The sequence below is a fragment of the Oryzomonas rubra genome (assembly GCF_008369015.1).
Classification (GTDB): domain Bacteria; phylum Desulfobacterota; class Desulfuromonadia; order Geobacterales; family Pseudopelobacteraceae; genus Oryzomonas; species Oryzomonas japonica.
Map to the genome: position 1 here is coordinate 403722 of NZ_SRSD01000002.1, position 16464 is coordinate 420185.

Annotated in this window: 18 protein-coding genes; 10 read left to right on the forward strand and 8 right to left on the reverse strand. The window is 59.1% G+C overall.

Annotation, left to right across the window (positions count from 1 at the left end; translation table 11 throughout):
• The first annotated feature begins 83 nt into the window (after nt 1-83).
• From ET418_RS04875 to ET418_RS04885, 3 genes are all read left to right on the forward strand, one after another.
• Nucleotides 84-608: a DUF2939 domain-containing protein gene (locus tag ET418_RS04875; RefSeq protein WP_149306445.1), complete on the forward strand. Its 525-nt coding sequence runs from the start codon at nt 84-86 to the stop codon at nt 606-608.
• A 259-nt stretch (nt 609-867) separates the two neighbouring features.
• Nucleotides 868-1068 (forward strand): 4-oxalocrotonate tautomerase DmpI, encoded by a 201-nt coding sequence (dmpI, locus tag ET418_RS04880; RefSeq protein WP_149306446.1) that lies wholly within the window; start codon nt 868-870, stop codon nt 1066-1068.
• Between the two features lie 84 nt (nt 1069-1152).
• Complete coding sequence (locus tag ET418_RS04885) at nt 1153-1509, forward strand: winged helix-turn-helix transcriptional regulator (RefSeq protein WP_149306447.1); 357 nt, start codon at nt 1153-1155, stop codon at nt 1507-1509.
• Between the two features lie 107 nt (nt 1510-1616).
• Here ET418_RS04885 and ET418_RS04890 read toward each other — a convergent pair whose 3' ends face one another.
• Together ET418_RS04890 and ET418_RS04895 are read right to left on the reverse strand one after the other, a co-directional pair.
• The gene (locus tag ET418_RS04890; protein ID WP_149306448.1) at nt 1617-1823 is read right to left on the reverse strand and encodes a hypothetical protein; all 207 of its coding nucleotides are present in this window, start codon (nt 1821-1823) and stop codon (nt 1617-1619) included.
• 172 nt (nt 1824-1995) lie between these two features.
• Complete coding sequence (locus tag ET418_RS04895) at nt 1996-2586, reverse strand: TetR/AcrR family transcriptional regulator (protein WP_149306449.1); 591 nt, start codon at nt 2584-2586, stop codon at nt 1996-1998.
• Between the two features lie 379 nt (nt 2587-2965).
• Between ET418_RS04895 and ET418_RS04900 the strand changes: the two genes are divergently transcribed.
• From ET418_RS04900 to ET418_RS04920, 5 genes are all read left to right on the forward strand, one after another.
• Nucleotides 2966-4516 (forward strand): FAD-dependent oxidoreductase, encoded by a 1551-nt coding sequence (locus ET418_RS04900; protein ID WP_149306450.1) that lies wholly within the window; start codon nt 2966-2968, stop codon nt 4514-4516.
• 70 nt (nt 4517-4586) lie between these two features.
• Nucleotides 4587-4976, forward strand: a complete 390-nt coding sequence (locus ET418_RS04905; protein WP_149306451.1) for a cytochrome c3 family protein — start codon at nt 4587-4589, stop codon at nt 4974-4976.
• Between the two features lie 94 nt (nt 4977-5070).
• Entirely contained in the window at nt 5071-6297 is a 1227-nt protein-coding gene (locus tag ET418_RS04910; RefSeq protein ID WP_149306452.1) for an OprD family outer membrane porin, read from the forward strand.
• Between the two features lie 115 nt (nt 6298-6412).
• The gene (locus ET418_RS04915) at nt 6413-6841 is read left to right on the forward strand and encodes a hemerythrin domain-containing protein (protein WP_149306453.1); all 429 of its coding nucleotides are present in this window, start codon (nt 6413-6415) and stop codon (nt 6839-6841) included.
• 9 nt (nt 6842-6850) lie between these two features.
• Complete coding sequence (locus ET418_RS04920) at nt 6851-8065, forward strand: MFS transporter (protein WP_149306454.1); 1215 nt, start codon at nt 6851-6853, stop codon at nt 8063-8065.
• Between the two features lie 821 nt (nt 8066-8886).
• Here the strand turns inward: ET418_RS04920 and ET418_RS04925 are convergent.
• Together ET418_RS04925 and ET418_RS04930 are read right to left on the reverse strand one after the other, a co-directional pair.
• Nucleotides 8887-9573: a DUF554 domain-containing protein gene (locus ET418_RS04925; RefSeq protein ID WP_149306455.1), complete on the reverse strand. Its 687-nt coding sequence runs from the start codon at nt 9571-9573 to the stop codon at nt 8887-8889.
• A gap of 160 nt (nt 9574-9733) precedes the next feature.
• On the reverse strand, nt 9734-10234 hold the full coding sequence (locus ET418_RS04930; protein WP_149306456.1) for a pyridoxamine 5'-phosphate oxidase family protein: 501 nt from the start codon (nt 10232-10234) through the stop codon (nt 9734-9736).
• A 390-nt stretch (nt 10235-10624) separates the two neighbouring features.
• On the opposite strand from ET418_RS04930, the gene ET418_RS04935 reads away from it, so the two are divergent.
• Both ET418_RS04935 and ET418_RS04940 read left to right on the forward strand, forming a co-directional pair.
• Entirely contained in the window at nt 10625-11830 is a 1206-nt protein-coding gene (locus tag ET418_RS04935) for an aldo/keto reductase (RefSeq protein WP_149306457.1), read from the forward strand.
• 288 nt (nt 11831-12118) lie between these two features.
• Nucleotides 12119-14236: an LssY C-terminal domain-containing protein gene (locus ET418_RS04940; protein WP_149306458.1), complete on the forward strand. Its 2118-nt coding sequence runs from the start codon at nt 12119-12121 to the stop codon at nt 14234-14236.
• A 169-nt stretch (nt 14237-14405) separates the two neighbouring features.
• Here ET418_RS04940 and ET418_RS04945 read toward each other — a convergent pair whose 3' ends face one another.
• The 4 genes from ET418_RS04945 to ET418_RS04960 form a co-directional block, all read right to left on the reverse strand.
• Nucleotides 14406-14696 carry a PilZ domain-containing protein gene (locus ET418_RS04945; RefSeq protein ID WP_149306459.1) on the reverse strand — a complete coding sequence of 97 codons (291 nt, stop codon included), beginning with the start codon at nt 14694-14696 and terminating at the stop codon, nt 14406-14408.
• 373 nt (nt 14697-15069) lie between these two features.
• On the reverse strand, nt 15070-15339 hold the full coding sequence (locus ET418_RS04950; protein WP_149306460.1) for a PilZ domain-containing protein: 270 nt from the start codon (nt 15337-15339) through the stop codon (nt 15070-15072).
• A 79-nt stretch (nt 15340-15418) separates the two neighbouring features.
• Nucleotides 15419-15751 carry a DUF3024 domain-containing protein gene (locus tag ET418_RS04955; protein WP_149306461.1) on the reverse strand — a complete coding sequence of 111 codons (333 nt, stop codon included), beginning with the start codon at nt 15749-15751 and terminating at the stop codon, nt 15419-15421.
• A gap of 153 nt (nt 15752-15904) precedes the next feature.
• A complete protein-coding gene (locus ET418_RS04960) occupies nt 15905-16213 on the reverse strand; it encodes a hypothetical protein (protein WP_149306462.1) in 309 nt (102 codons plus the stop codon).
• Nucleotides 16214-16464 lie beyond the last annotated feature (251 nt).

The following is a 16464-nucleotide window of genomic DNA, read 5'->3' on the forward strand; positions in this document are numbered from 1 at the left end:
GAAAAATTGATGGACCAAACCAATTAATTTATGCAGTCTGAAGAAACAGGTACGGTGTCCTTGTGTTCCTTGGGGGTTATTGCATGAAAAAGCTAATGATCTTTGTCGGTGTCATTGTTGTAGTTGTCGTATCTGTATTTGTCTATGCGAAAGGCACGCCTCAATACTCTCTTTACCAATTCCGTAAAGCAGTTGAAAACCATGATGCTGATACAGCCATGAAATATTTCGATGTCGACAGTATCGTTGACAATTTCATGAATGATTTTATGAAATCACAGGATGAGAAAAAACCTGCAAACGAATTCGAGGCAATGGGAAACAACCTTGCCAAAGGACTCATAGCAATGATGCTACCAGCCATGAAGGAGTCGCTAAAAGGGCAGCTTAAAACTGGAATTACCACACCTTCAGACGATAAAACGCCTGTTAAAGATATTCGGAAAGGTAGCCTGTCTGACTTTGAAATAAAAACAGAAGGAAAGATGGCTATTTTGTCTATGAAGGATAACAAAAATGTTAAATTTAAGATGGTAAAAACACCTGATGGACATTGGAAAATTGTCCAACTTATGATGCCTAATGCCATGAATGGGTTACAAAAATAATCTCGTTAAAATTAAAGACTGTAAAAGCAAGTCGGAAGGGTCAGGTCTACAATCTTCAAATTTTGAAGTTTGTAGATCTGCCCATCCAGTATACCGCGCCAATCCCCTGGCGGCATCAGGGGCCGCATCCCCATCTCCCCACACCAAGCGCAACGACAAAACCGCACCACGTCCCCGCAACAGAAAAACCTTGCTTCTCTTTTAGTAGCATGCTATCAAATGCGTAGCGCGCTACAAAATAAATAGCAAGGAGATTGTCATGCCGGTTATCACCGTTGATCTGCACAGCATCGCTACGGAACAAAAAAAGGCCCTCATCAAAAACTTGACAAAGACCGCCGCAGAGGTCACAAATATCCCCGCTGAAAAGTTCACCATCCTGATTAACGAGCTCGACAGCGCCAACATCGGGATCGGCGGCCTGACGCTCGCCGAAATCAAGGCGGCCCGGGCCCGTTAAACCGCTCCGGGCATCGATCCGGTTGTCCGCGGCAGCCGGATCGACGCCCGTTCATCCCCACCCCAAAGGAGATCAGCGCGCCCCATGTCCATTCCAAGCCCCGGGAAAAAGGTACGCGGTTCTCTCTCCGGCACGCCGATCAACGCCCTGTTCGACCTTCTGGGCCGCCGCTGGGCGCTCGGCATTCTGTGGAACCTGGAAAAAGGCCCCTGCACGTTCCGCATGTTGCAGGAACGGTGCGGCGACATCTCACCCTCCATCCTCAATAGCCGCATCAAGGACCTGCGCGAGGCGGACCTGGTGGAAAAGACCCTTGACGGCTACGCGCTGACCCGGCGGGGCAAGGAACTGCGCGGCATCATCGTGCCGCTGGGAGCATGGTCCGCGGCGTGGTCGAAAGAGGTCTTCGACTACATCAAGCCGGGTATGGAGGGGTCGTAAAGGCAAGATCCGCAAATTTCCCAGAGCCCCGCATTAATCGAGGGACACCAACCAAAGCGCTCAGCCGGTGCCCCTCCCATTCCCTGCCGCCGAAATATCCGTATCGCTCAAATCAGCTTGTCGTAATCGCCGCTGACATAGGGGAAAATGTCGTGGGTCACCTCATGGTCGAGGCCCACGATCGTCCCGCAGGACACGCACAGATACTTTTCGCCCTCGGCCGGGTAGCCGCTCCGTTCGCAATCCCCGCTCCATATCTTGATGTCGCACCGCCCCTTGGGAGCTGCCGACAGGTTCGTTCTCTTCGATGTCATGGTGTGCACCCCCTTCCCGCGTGCCCCCTGCGGCCGGTTCGCAGCCGTGCTTCCGGCGCGGCTGACCGCATGGAACCCTGATTTCAGTATAGCACGGGGCGGGGAATAAACGTAGCTTTCGGCCCCGCCCATGGGGCGGGATGCGGGGTGGGATGAATCGGCGGGACGGCGCTCAGTTCTTGGGCCAGATGTAGCCGATGACCCCTTCCAGCAGTTTGTTCATCCTGGCGGCCTCGGCCTCGGGCGCCTTCAGGCTCCGCAGCAGGAAACTCTCCGATATGGTCGCCATCAATTCCACACGGGCAATGATATCCTCTTCTGCCATGTCGGGATAAATCTTGGGCACGGTGGATGCCGCCACTTTCCGAAACAGCTTATCCGCGTCTGCCAGGATCTTGGCAACATCCGGGTTGCGCGCCGCCTCGGCATGCATTTCCAGGAGCAAGGCCCGCTCTTCGTGATTTTCGACAAACCTTTCCGTAAAACGCTGGATGTGAAATTCGGCGATATTTTTCTTGAAGGCTGTACTGGCGATCCAATCGAGATGTTCGATAGTGATCATTTCAACAATCGCGTTGATGATGGATTCCTTGTTCTCGAAATAGCGGTACAGATGCCCGACACTCATGCGTGCCGTACGCGCTATTTCCGACATGCTCGTGGCATGGAACCCGTTATATACTACGCATTTGCGCGCCGCCGCAACAATCTCGGCCCGGCGTAGTTCATCCCTATCCTTTTTGGTCAAGCGCTGGGTTGTCATTTCACAATTCACCTCTATGCTCTGAATGCCTGGGCAAAATCGCCCAAAACGCCTTTAAAAATAACCATATCAGGCACTTTTGTCAATCATTACTCGCCGCGTGCCCCTGTCGAAACCGGTCCCGGCTCCCCTGCCCCTTTTTCTCACGCACCACCCCCACGAAAAAAAAATCACCCCCAAGACCAAAAAAGACCGACCCAATCCCCAAGGCGAAACGACTGGAATTATTGGATATGAACGTTCACTGCCATAAATAACATTCAACATTTAATATGTATAATCACATGTTAATGATTAATTTTGTTGACGTTTTAATTTCATCATCATATCTTTTTATTGGGAGCGAACGTTCATACCCAATATTTTCACAGGAGGTAGTATGAAAAGCAGAAGTGTGTTGAGGGGGTTGTTGGTTGCCGTGGCTTTGCTCACGGCGGGCACCGTATGCTCTGCCGCCGACAAGGCTGCGGTCACGGATTATGACGTTGTCGTTGTGGGGGGCGGAGGTTCGGGCGCCTGTGCGGCCCTGGCCGCCGCCCAATCCGGGGCCAAGGTCCTGGTGGTCGAGAAGGAGCGCATCCTCAGCGGTTCTTCCGCCCTGACCAAGGGGATGATGGGGATCAACACGTCATTGCAGCGGCAGCACAACATGAAGATCACCCCCATGGAGGTCTTCAAACAGATGGAGAGCTACACGCACCTGCTTTTCAACGCCAGACTGGCCCGCACCGCGGTCGAGCACTCGGGCGAGACCATCGAGTGGCTGATGGCCAACGGGGTGAAACTGTGGCTTCCCGTGGAACCGCAACAGTTTGCCCACGATGCGGTCAAACCGATCATCTACCACATGTGGGACGGCCACCAGGGGATGGCGGCCCTGACCCAGGCCATCGAGAAGGCGGGCGGCACGATCATGTACCGGACCGAGGCCACCAAGCTCACCATGAACCCGGACGGCTCCGTGGGGGGCGTGCAGGTGCGCTCGCTGGACGGCGCGGTCACGACCATCAACGCCAAGGCCGTTATCATCGCCACGGGCGGTTTCATGGGCAACGACGAGATGATGAAGAAGGCGGGCATCGTGGGTCACCCCATGGGCTGGCTCGCCAACGACGGCGTGGGCATGAAGATGGCCTGGGAGGCGGGGGCCGCCAAGTACAAGGAGAACGTCACCGAGTACCACGGCCAGGGCATCGTCACCAAGGGCAACAACAAGGAATCCATCCTGATGACCAAACTGGAGCCCTTCATCCATATCCCCATCCTGTGGGTCGATAAGACCGGCCAGCGCTACTACAACGAGGACTACGTCTACGACAACGCCCTCGTGTCCCACGCCCTCGTCTCCATCGGCGGCCAGGGTTTCGTGGTGTTCGACCAGGCCACGGTGGACAAATTCAAAAAGGCGAAGACCGGCATGACCGATTCCTTCGCCAATATCAGGAACATCGCCGGGAAACAGTCCGGCCCGATCCCCCAGCTTGACCAGTACCTGGAAGCCGGCGTCAAGGAAGGCGTCGTCCACAAGGGGCGCACCCTGGAAGAGCTGGCCGCCAACGCCGGTTTCCAGAAGGAACCCTTCCTGAAGCAGATCGGCGATTACAACGGCTACGTGAAAAAGGGCGACGACGAGCAGTTCGGCAAGGCGAAGGAGCACCTGATGTACACCGTCGCAAAGGGGCCGTTCTACGCCCTTGAGGTCATGACCTACAACCTCACCACCATCGGCGGCATCAAGGTGAACGAACACCTGGAAGCGGTGGACGAGAACGCCAACCCGGTGAAGGGGCTCTACGCGGTGGGCAACGTGGCCGGCGGCCTCTACTCGGACAGCTACATGACCGTGGAAGGCCTGACCATGGGCTTTGCCACCATCTCCGGCCGTCTGGCCGGCCTGAACAGCGCGGCCTACGTCAAGGCCCGCAAGTAGCGCCCGCACAGGCGCACCCACTACGAAAAACGTGCCGACCGATCAGGATCGCACTTTAAGGAGACACGCAATGAACAAGGAAGCACGACACACCGGTTATCTACTCTGCATGCTGTTCTTGGCGGTAGCGGCACTGACCGCGGCCACCGCCTTTGCCAAGGACCGCGCACCGCTGGCAAAACTACACCAGGCCCAGGGCGTCACCTGCCAGGACTGCCACGCAATCGACAAGCCGGCAGCCCCCGCCCAAGTGGCGGCGTGCCTCAAATGCCACGGCGGCTATGCAGGCATGGCCAAGCGGACCGCCAAGAAGGATACGAACGGCGGCTACCTGAGTAACATCAACCCCCACGACGGCCACATCGGCGACGTGGAGTGCACCGAGTGCCACGTGGCCCACAGCGCGCCCCGCAAGAGCGTGTGCGACCGGTGCCACACCTTCACCTTCGATATGCCGTAACGAGCCGTAGCTGCGGCAGGGGAACGGCTCCCGGCACAACGGGGCGCTCCCCTGCCATCCGGTAAGAAAAATTACATTTAATTCAGGAGTGTATATGAGATCGAAAGTCTCGCTTTTTCTCGTAGCCGCCAGCGTGTTCGCAACCCAGGCCTTTGCGGCCGACACCATCAAGGAGATGTTTACCCAGGGAACCATCGACGGCTCCCTGCGCTACTACCTGTACGACCTGAAAACCAAAGACGCAAAAGACGCCGGTGATTCGGTGTTCGCGGCCATCCTGGGGTACAAGACCGCCCCCCTGAAGGGTATCAGCCTGGCCGGCACCTTTGCCTCGGCCAACGACGTGGCCACCAGCAATACGTGGGACAATTACGTCATGTTGCAATCATCGGGCGAGAACCGGCACAAGAGCTTCACCAAGCTGCTGGAGTACTACGCACAGGGGGAATGGTTCGATACGACGATCAGGTACGGGGCCCAGCAGATCTACACCCCGCTCATGAACATGGACTATTGCCGCATCCTGCCCAAGACCTACAGCGGCCTCACCCTGGTGAACAGGAGCATCAAGGACCTGGAACTCCACGCCTATTACATCGACGGCTTCTCGGGGTGGACCGACAGCGGTTTCTACGACATCGTCAAGTCCGTGGACTCCTCCGCCAAGGATAAGCCGCTCCTGGTGGGGGGCGCGCGGTACAACACCCAACTGGGGCCGGTCAACCTGGGGGCCGAGGGGTGGTACTATCACATGAACGACGTGGTGGACACCGGCTACCTGAGGACCAGATTCGGCAAGGACATCGGCGACTACCACCTCTACTTCATGCCCTCCGTCATGGTGCAGAAATCCAACGGCGAGAACCTGGGGGGCAAATTCGACACCTACGAGTACGGCTTTGAAACCGGCGTGGAGGCCTACGGCGTCAAGGTGCAGGGCTTTTACGCCAAGACCGGCCCCGACGCCCAGTTCACCCCCTGGGGCTTCGGCAAGATCGTCATGCAGCAGTTCCTGGTCTCGGGCTGGCACGGCAAACAGGATGCCTACGGCGCGCTGGTCGGCTACGACCTGGGCCGCGTCGGCGTCCCCGGACTCTCCACCTATATCTGGTACAACCGCTACGAGGCCCCCGGCTCGCGCTCCAGCGAGATCGACTACAACGTCCAGTACGAACTCAAGAAAACCTTCAACAGCGCCCTTGACGGCCTCAAGTTCGAGGTGGGCTACGCCATGGTCGACAATGCCTACTCGGCCGACCAGAACGAGCTCAGGGTGCGCATGACCTATCCGTTCTCCATGGGCGGAGGCGGCAAGAACTAAGCCGCTGCAAACCTGGCCGGGGCCGCCGAACCCCGGTCAGGCGGCGGGCCCGTGGAGTTCTCCCTCCTTCCTCCACGGGCCTTCCTTACACCCTTGCAACCAAAGGACACGAAGTATGGAACTGCACACCTACAAACACGATACGCCCCCCCTCCCCCACATGCCGATCGACCCGCACCGGTCCAACGAGAGCAGACTTGCCTGCGACAGCCGCTACCGCAGCATCATCGGCCAGCTGGACGCCATGATCGTACTGGTCCGGGAGAAACCGGGCGTCGATCTCACCAGGGAGTTGGACCGGCTCCTGGACGTCATGATGGAGCACATCGGCTCGGAGAACAGCTACATGGAACTGGTCGGCTTCCCCCAGGCCACCCAACACCGCCTGCACCACCAGTTTCTCTGTGGCAACACCGCCGAGTTGGCCCGCCGCTACGGCAAGGGCCTGGATGTGCTGCCCGACGAGTTGGCGGATATCCGTCTGCTCTGGCTGGAGCATATCCATGTCCATGACCGGGCCTTCGAGGAATTTCTGGAGAGCTAGGGGAACACCATGGAGACCCGCACCGTGTTCCGGGGGCTGTTCCTGATCAACTTCGCCATCACCCTGGGCTTCGGCATCGCCGACGCCTTCTTCTCCCTCTATGTCTTCAGCCTGGGGGCCAGGGGGCTGCTCCTGGGCCTGCCGCTCGTCTTCTACTCCCTCTCCAAGATCATCCTCAGCCCCTTCATGGGCGCCTGGGCCGACCGCATCGGCCGCAGGAGGATCGCCGCCATCAGCATCGGCCTCTACCTGTTCGTCTCGGTCTGCTACCTCTTCACCACCTGCCTTACCCTCATCATCCTCCTGCGCCTGCTCCAGGGGATCGGCTGCGCCATGTTCCGGCCGGTGGTGGTCTCCCTGGTGAGCGAATGCGCCTCGGACCACAAGCGGGCCACGGTCATGGGGACCTTCGACATCTCCTTCTACGGCGCCCTGAGTCTGGGGCCGGTTGTCGGCGGCATCCTCAAGGATCTGTGGGGCTTCCGGGGGATCTTCGTTACCCTCACGTTCCTGTGCCTCCTGGCCCTGGCCGTGGCATTAGTCTGCATCCCCGGCCACCAGAATGTTTCCGGGCAAGCGAAACAGTATGAAACGGAACAACTCCGGGACCTCCTGAGCGTCACCCGCCGCAGCAGTTTGCGGGGGCTTCTGGTCTTCATCTTCGGCCGGGCCTGCGGCATCTCCCTGTTGGGGGCCTTCCTCCCCATCATGCTCACGGCCAAGCTGGGGCTGAACGGCACCCGGGCCGGACTGGTCATGGCCTCCTCCACCCTGGTGACGACCCTGCTGCTGCGTCCCATGGGCATGCTCTCGGACCGGGCGCCACGTACCTCCCTGGTGGTTGCCGGGGGCACCGTGGTCTCGCTCCTCTACTTCCTGATCCCGGTGGCGGCGGGTTTCTCCCAGATCCTGGCACTGGGGGTGGGTATCGGCCTGTTCAGCGTGTTGTCCCAGCCGGCCAGCACGGCCTTGTTGGTGGAGGAGGGGAGCCGTCACGGCATGGGGGCAACGGTGGGCACCTTCAACGCGGTGCTGAACCTGGGGTTCGTCTCCGGGCCGCTGGTTGGCGCGGGGCTCCAGAGCGTCCTGGGGCTGACGGCGGTGTTCTACGCCGCGGGGGTCATGGGGTTGGGGGCCGTGGGGCTGTTTGCGGTCAATGCGCTTGCCAAGGAAGAGCGGATACCACTGGAAGGCGGCCTTGCAGCGGTGCAGCGTCAGGTGTGAGGAAAGAGTGACGGGGAGTGGGGGCTAAAAAGAACGGGGCCGGTGCGGGGTGGCCGGGCACGATGCGACAAAAGGATACAAAGAAAGGGCTCCCGGAGGCGATTCGGGGGCCTTTTTTCGTGTGATTTCAGTGAAGTAGGAGAGAAAGGCTCGAAAGTGGTAATTTTTTTTAACAGTTTTGCGGGAGTGTTAATTATTTTAACATGCTGATTTTACGATTGAAATCTGTGGGTGCAGGGAGTAGAAGGATATCTGTGGATTAAGAATAGACTCTAATTGCATTATATCCCCGGAACAATCCACAATAGAAAGATGGCAGATGATCTTATATCAAATATAACCGACCAAACCGGGGTATATATGCCAACAGGCCTACGCTCTATCCGTGGATTTTACTGGTTTATCCTTTTCACTTCGCTAATCGTTATTCTTGGCAAAATTCTCGGGTTTGCAAGCGTAAAAAATACACCCGTGAATGACTATGTATTCAACACCATAATCGATGCGGTGATTCTCATCGGTATTTACAAAAGGAAATCATGGCTAGTCCCCTTGATACTTATTGACTCAGCCAGGAAACTAATCTGGCGATTTCTCCATGTCCTTGGAGGAAATGTTTCTGATCCAAAAATATTCACTCAAAAGGCCTTTCACATATTATTTGCTGCCGTATGCCTTTACCAAATATATATCTTCACCAGAAATGAAACAAAGATCTACTTCCAGTGGAAAGGCCAAACTATAATATAAGTAAGTCGGGAGGGTCTGGCCTACAATCTTCCAATTTTGAAATTTGTAGGCCAGCCCTCCAGCACGACCACTCACGCCCCCCCAACCAACCACACGAGCCCGACCGCGACAAAGACCGCCGGCAGCAGATTGCCCACCGGAAAGCGCTTGATCCCCACCAGGTCCAGACCTATGGCGACAATCAACAGGCCGCCGACCGCGTTCATCTCCGATACCACGGGTCCGGTCAGCAACGATTTTGCGGAATCGGCCGCAAGGGTGATGCCCCCCTGATAGAGCGCGACCGGCAGCGCCGAAAACAGCACCCCGATCCCCAGCGTCGAGGCCAGGGCGATCGAGGCCACCCCGTCCAGGGCCGCCTTGGCGTAGAGGATAGTCGGCGTACCGCCGAAGGCGTCCTGAAGCGCCCCCATGATTGCCATGGCGCCGACGCAAAACAGGAGGCTGGCGGCAACGAAGCCTTCGGCAATATCACCGGCGCCGCGACAACGCCCCTGCAACCACAGGCCGAACGATTCCAGACGCGCCTCGATCCCCATGAGTTCGCCAAGGATGCCGCCGAGTATCAGGCTGCCGATCACGATCATCGGCTGTTTGCTCTTCAGGGCCAGTTGCAGCCCGATGAGCACGACGCTCAACCCCAAGCCGACCATGACCGTTTGGCGGATCCTGGCGGGTATGATGCGCCCCGCGTAACGGCCAACCAGTGCGCCGGCGCAGATGGCGGCAACATTTACAATGGTTCCGGTCAATATCACCCGTTCAACTCCTCAATAATCGTTTCGAGATCGACAACAACTCCCGTGCGTTGCTTCCAGGAGGCAGGGTTCGGACTCCGGCGCAGCGCAGGGGCAATGAAAAGGTGCCCGAGCTGTGGATGTACCCAAACGGCAGCGCCTGTCCCAGCCCGCCCGCCGCCTATTTCTGCGTCGCCACGTCACGCCGCTTCGCCGACAGGGCATCGACCCGCAGGCGCAGGACGTGGATGCGGGGCACGACCTCGTGGTGGAAGTGGTAATCGGGGCCTTCGCGGACATCGTACTGCCGGAGCATGGTCTGGAGCGCGGCGACCTTTTCCTCTTCCGCCACATACTCCATGATGCCGGTGCCCATGACCGACTCGAATTCCATGGTGCATTCGCACGCGCCCACCTGGGGGCCGGTGACGATACCGTGGGTCGTTTCCATGACGAAACCGACCCGATTGTTCCGCTTGATCAGGTCGTGCTTCCGCCCTTCCCTGGCGCCGTGGAAGTAGAGACTTACCTCGTCGCCGTCCGTCACTGCCAGGCCAAAGGTCATGGGAACCACGTAGGGATAGGGGTCGTCGGAGAACGCCACGTGGCACACCGTACACCCCTTCATGACGTTGATAATGTTTTCGAACCCGGTAATCTCCCGATCCTGCCGTCTCATCATGGTCACCCCGCATTGTCAATCCTGCAGCCAAGCCACGCCGCACCGGTACGGCACCGGCATCCCCCGAAGAGCGCGGAGCGGCAGCCCCCCGGTAGATGGACACGGCCGCGGCCGGCGTTCTCCGCGCCCCTGTGGCTCCGTGGCCGCCGATACTCTGTACCACAGGCTCGGGAAATCGCAAAATCAAAACGGCATGCGGCGCACCCCCCTGCCGGATTAGTCGCCGTTTCCGCCGGTATCGCCCCCATCCTCCCCGACCGGCCCGGCCGGGCCGCATTCGCGAGAAATAGGCAAGCAATCGACAGGAACGGGTATTGAGATTACGGCCCATTGCACCTAGTATAAAGTCATTTATACTTTAAGAAGTCTTTAGCGCAAAGGAGGTCTACCGTGCAATACAGAACAATGCCGAAGAACGGGGATGAGCTCTCCGTCCTGGGGTTCGGGTGCATGCGCCTGCCCGCCAAGGACGGCAGGATCGATGAACCGCGGGCCATCGCCCAGATCCGCCATGCCATCGACAACGGGGTGAATTACGTCGACACGGCGTGGCCGTACCACGGCGGCGAGAGCGAAATCGTGCTGGGAAAGGCCCTGAAGGACGGCTACCGGGAGCGGGTCAAGGTCGCGACCAAGCTCCCCTCGTGGATGATCAAGAGCCGCGCCGACATGGACCGCTACCTGGCCGCCCAATTGGAGAAACTGGGCATCGACCGCATCGATTACTACCTGGTCCATAGCCTGGACGGCCCCCAGTGGGATACCATGGCAAGCCTGGGCGTCGCGGATTTTCTCGACCAGGCCAAGGCCGACGGGCGGATCGGCAACGCCGGCTTCTCCTTCCACGGCCTGGGGCCGGACTTCACGCGGATCGTGGATGCCTACCCCTGGGTGTTTTGCCAGATCCAGTACAACTTCCTGGACCAGGAGTACCAGGCCGGCGCCGCGGGGTTGCGCTACGCCGCCGCCAAGGGGCTGGGGGTGATCGTCATGGAACCGCTCCGGGGAGGAAACCTGGGGCTCCCGACGCCGCCGCCCGCCGTGGCTGCGATCTGGGACGAGGCGAAGGTGCGCCGCCCGCCGGTGGAATGGGCCCTGCGCTGGGTATGGAACCACCCGGAGGTCACGCTGCTGCTCTCGGGCATGAACGAGGAGCGCCATATCGAGGAGAACCTGGCCATCGCGGATTCGGCCCTGAGCGGCGCCCTGACCGGCGAGGAACTGGCCCTGGTGGACCGGGCCGGCAGGAAGTACCAGGAGCTGATGAAGGTCGGCTGCACCGGCTGCGGCTACTGCATGCCCTGCCCCGTGGGCGTGAATATCCCGGGCTGTTTCGATGTCTACAACAAGATGCACCTGTTCGGCAACACGGAGGAGGCGAAGTTCATGTATTCCATCCGCATGAGCGGCGACCTGCTCAACGACAAGCCGGGGTTCGCCTCCCAGTGCATCGCCTGCGGCGCCTGCCTGGACAAGTGCCCCCAGCAGATCCCGATCCCGGACATCCTGGCCCAAGTGGTCGCCGAGATGGAGGGGCCGGAGCTGCAGGCGCGGGTGGCCACCGCCAAAAGGATCTTCAAGGTCGAGGCGCAGTAATTCCCGGAAACAAACAGGGGCGGGCCGCAACGTCAGGGTGCGGCCCGCCCCTGCGCTGTCCGTTTTTCCCTCCCCTTCCCCCCTCCGCCGCCCGCTTCAGCGTGCCCGGCACCGGCCTCACTGCGCAGCCGGCGTGGGGTCCGGTCCCATGGCAGCAACGCGGGGCGTCGTTCTGCCCACTGGACACATGCTATGAATTTGATGATTGACGAGTGACGGGAGCCGCGGTAGCCTGAAACAGCATGGCGTGATGTGCAACGACGAGTTGGCAGACGGGGTACCGGCCCAATGGAAATACTCAACAACCTTCTCCCCCAAATAGAGCACTTCCGCATACTGGGCTACTGGCTCATCCTGCTCGTCTCCTTGCTGGAATCACTGGTGCTGGTGGGCGTGATCGTTCCGGGAGCCGTTGCGGTCGTCTTGGCCGGGGCCCTGGCAGAACAGGGATATTTCGACCTCGGCGATCTCATCTGGTTTGCCGCCATCGGTGCGGTCCTGGGCGATGGGATCAGTTTCACCCTTGGGCGGCATGGGGCCGGATTGTTCAAAGAAACGAACAAGGTCCTCAAGGCAAGCTACCTGGAGGCAGGGGAGCGGTTCTTTCGCAACCATGGCGCCAAAAGCATATTCATGGGGCGTTTCATCGGTCTTGTCCGGGCGGTCATCCCGTTTGTCGCCGGATTATCGGGGATGGGTGCCAAACGATTCTATCTCTGGAATATCATCAGCGCCTTCGCCTGGGCGGCTTCCCACCTCCTTGCCGGCTACTTTCTCGGACAGGCCTGGCAGATGGTCGAGGTCTGGACGAGCCGCGCCGGCATCTTCCTGACGGCGTTGCTCCTGCTGTTTTTCTGCACCAGCCTGCTCAAGCGGTTCATCGTGAAGCAGGGGCGGCAGTCGCTGGATCTCTGCCGGTCGCTATGGATTTCGGTTACCCAGGCGCTCATCGCCAATCCCGACGTGGCGAAGTTCGTGGCACGCCATCCCCGGTTCTTCTCCTTCGCCAGCGCCAGGTTGGATAGGAGCCGCTTCTCCGGCCTGCCGTCCACCCTGCTGGGTATCGCCTTCCTGTACACCCTGCTGCTCCTTGGCGGCATCGTCGAAGACATCCTGGCTCTCGACCCGATCGTTGCCGTCGATACGCGGCTGGCCAATCTCCTCTATTTCTATCGGGACGAGATGCTGGTCAACGGCTTTCTCTGGATTACCCTGCTGGGGAAGGCCAAGATCGTTCTCAGCGTGGCACTGCTCTGCACGGTTCTGTTCTGGCTGCGGGCACGACGTGAATTCATCCTGCCGTGTTTGCTGACACTGGCGGGGAGCGGCCTCTTCAGCCTCCTCGGGAAGGTGGCGTTCCATCGGCAGCGCCCGCCGGGCATCGGTGTCTATACCGAGGCAAGTTTTTCCTTCCCGAGCGGCCATGCGACCATCGCCGCCGCGTTTTACGGGTTCATCGTGTATTATTTGTGGCGGCAGGCGCAAAGCCGGAATGTCAGGCTGAATCTGCTGTTTGGCGGCAGTGCGCTTATCCTGGCAATCGGTTTCAGCAGGCTGTACCTGGGGGTCCATTTCCTGAGCGATGTGCTCGGCGGCTATTTGCTCGGGTTCCTGTGGCTCATAATCGGCATCTGCCTGGTTGAAAGCCGGCTTTTTGCCACGGGCGAAAAACCGCTGCCGCAAGGTTCGCCGTTCCGAATACGGCTGACGTCGGCAGCTCTCATAGCCGCAGAATTGATCTTCGTTATCCTGAGCGGCCTGCAGTACAACCCGGCGCGCAACAGCTCAAAAAGCGTTGGGGCGGCCAATCCGGTGGGCATGGATGTCGTCGGCGGTTTCGATCGTTACCGGCTTCCCCGCTTCACCGAATCCATATCCGGCAAACGACAGGAACCCTTGAATATCATTCTGGTCGCCAGGGACGAGGGCTCGCTGGCGAGCGCCTTCAAGGCTGCCGGCTGGCAACCGGCCGACCCGGTAACCATCGGCACCGTATCAAAAACGGTAAAAGCGCTCATGGGCAATGAGAGCTATCCGACCGCCCCCATTGCCCCCGCATTCTGGAACGGCAGGATCAATGACGCCGGATTCGAAAAACCGACTCCGGCGCAGACGGTGCGGCAACGGCACCGTGTGCGGCTCTGGAAAACGGATTTGCTTACAACGGGCGCCGGCCGCGTTTTTGTCGGCACGATCAGCCTGGATGCGGGAATGAAATGGGGATTGATGCACAAGATGGGGACGGACATTGATTCGGAGCGGGAGGCGCTCCTCAAGGATCTGCTTCTTGGCGGCAGGGTGACCGATTCCCGCACGAGCAGGTTTGTCGAGCCGCACTCCGGCCGCAATTTTGCCGGCGACAGCTTTTTCACCGATGGCTCTCTCTCTGTCGTTATGATCGATTAACTCCTCGGGCATCACACCAGCAGAAAGAATGGACCGCCAGTATCCCGCAGCCCGGAAGTTGCATGTTTTTCCACACGGTTATCAACACCTGTGGGCAACATGAAATGGCGCTAATATTATCCGGCTTTACTACTGTTTACCCGTCAGGTGACGGGGGGGACGATCCCCCTCAGTGCATGGTTTCTCCATAGGTGAGTTCGAGGATCTGCACCCCCACGATGGCGCCGCCGAGCCGGGCCACCCGGCAGGTGTACTGCACGGGGTAGGCGTCCTGCGTGCCGCCCAGGGTCAGGGCGCACTGGCAGCCGGGATGCACGCCGCCGGGGACCTCGCTGTCCAGATTGACCAGGGCGCCGCTCAGGGAGATGTTCTCGATCTCGCCGGCATAGGCGAGGCCGGCAAAATGCAGGGTGCATTTCGCGTGGCCCTCGATCCTGAACCTTTGGCCCATTCTGCCCATGGGATCGGTCGCTTTCCCCAAAAACCGCCTGGAACGTTCTTGGGAGAAAGTATAGCATCACAAACTTTTTTTGCAGGAAATAGTTGATTTTGGGTCGAAATTTCTTTTCACCCCCCGGCCGTTTCCCTGGTCCCCGCCTCAGATACCAGCAAAATGATTCAATTTTTCACGGCATTTTTCATGGGCCAGGGAGGGGAAAAAATTACGGCATCGCTTCGCTTACGGGAGGGTCAGGCAGGTGCGCGGGATATACCCGGACAAGCATGTGCCGCGGGGTCACAGAGACAGCGGGACACCTGAAGCAAAAAGGTCGCATATGGGGGGACGGGTGGCGCAATGGGCGGGGGGGGGTGTACAGCGGGGTCCGCGCGGATCAGGTATCCAGGAATTGCACGCCGAGATGTGCCCCTTCCACTCTGACGACCTTGCAGCGGTATTCGACCGCGGTTAACAGGAGTGCTTTCAAGGAACCGGTCTCCCCGACCTTGATGCCCTCCTGAACCGGGCCGTCCATCTCAATCGAGGCGCCGGTGGTCGAGAGGTTGTCGATCAGGCAACGGTATTTTGCGCCGCCGATGTTCAGCAAGCACTGTGTTTTAATGGCGAAGCGTTTGTCGCTCCGTTCCGTTCGTTCCGCTTGCATGCATCTGCCATCCTTTTTTCTATGATTCTACTACCTTTGCCGGCGCACGTCTACGCCGTTTGAGCAGAAAAGCCGCCGGCTAATCCCAGAAGATGCCGGTGGGATCGGCCCCCACCTCGGCGACCAGTTTTTCCAGGGTATCCCGGTTGCGCCCCGTGGGGTACGGCTGGCGCCGATTCTTCCGGTCGTACCAGTACAGGGTCCAGATCTGCGACTCCGGGTCGAATTCGAACTGGGCCACGTTCACGCTGTTCATGATGCTCGGGTCGATGAACAGGGGACGGGTCTCCACCAGGGCCACCCGGTTCCCCCTGGTCTGGTAGGCAAGGGTCACCGCATCGCCGCTCCGCGCCCGGCAGAACGCGCCCAGCAATTCCTCCACCCGTGCCGCTTCCCTATCGGGCAACGCCATTGTGCACGCACCTTTCCCCTCGCATCATCTCGCCCATGGCCTGTTATGGACTGAAACCGTTCCGTTTTTCAATGAAAAATTGCCTGGCACATGAGGAAATTGCGGAGGGAATGGGGAGATGGGACCGATAATTTCCATAAAACCGATGGGACACTAATGGTGCCGTTCGTTCGCCGCCCGCGCCTGTTTGTAAAAATCCGTCGAGCGGTTTTTCTGAATGGCGGCGGTCAACCGGTCGACCAGGCTCCGCTCATCGGTCCGCAGGTCGAAAACGCGCTGCACATCCACGAAGCTGCCGAAGAAACGCGTTGTGCCGGTCTCCTGGTCCTTCGAGATGAACTTGTCGGCGTACCGCTCGAACCGCGGATCGAGGGTGTAGGTGTCCAGCGCCTCCAGCAGCTTGTCGATACTGTCCGGTTGCTCCTTGTACGATTGAGCACCGTTTGCTGTAACTTGGGTCATGGTGGTTTCCTTCTGAAATCCGGTATTTACTACAACCTATTTAGTATACTCCCGTTCCCGGGACAGGGTATCGTTTTTTTTGCCGCGGGCACGCCCGGACGCCGCCAGCCTCAGTCCATCCCCCCCTTCTCACCCCGGCGAAGTTTTTCCGCGGGATGGGGCGCCCCCTGTCCCCTATCGGCATTAAGACATTGGAGAATTTTTGTTCGACATGGTATGCTGAACAGTTGGAACGAGACAGAGCGTTCAGA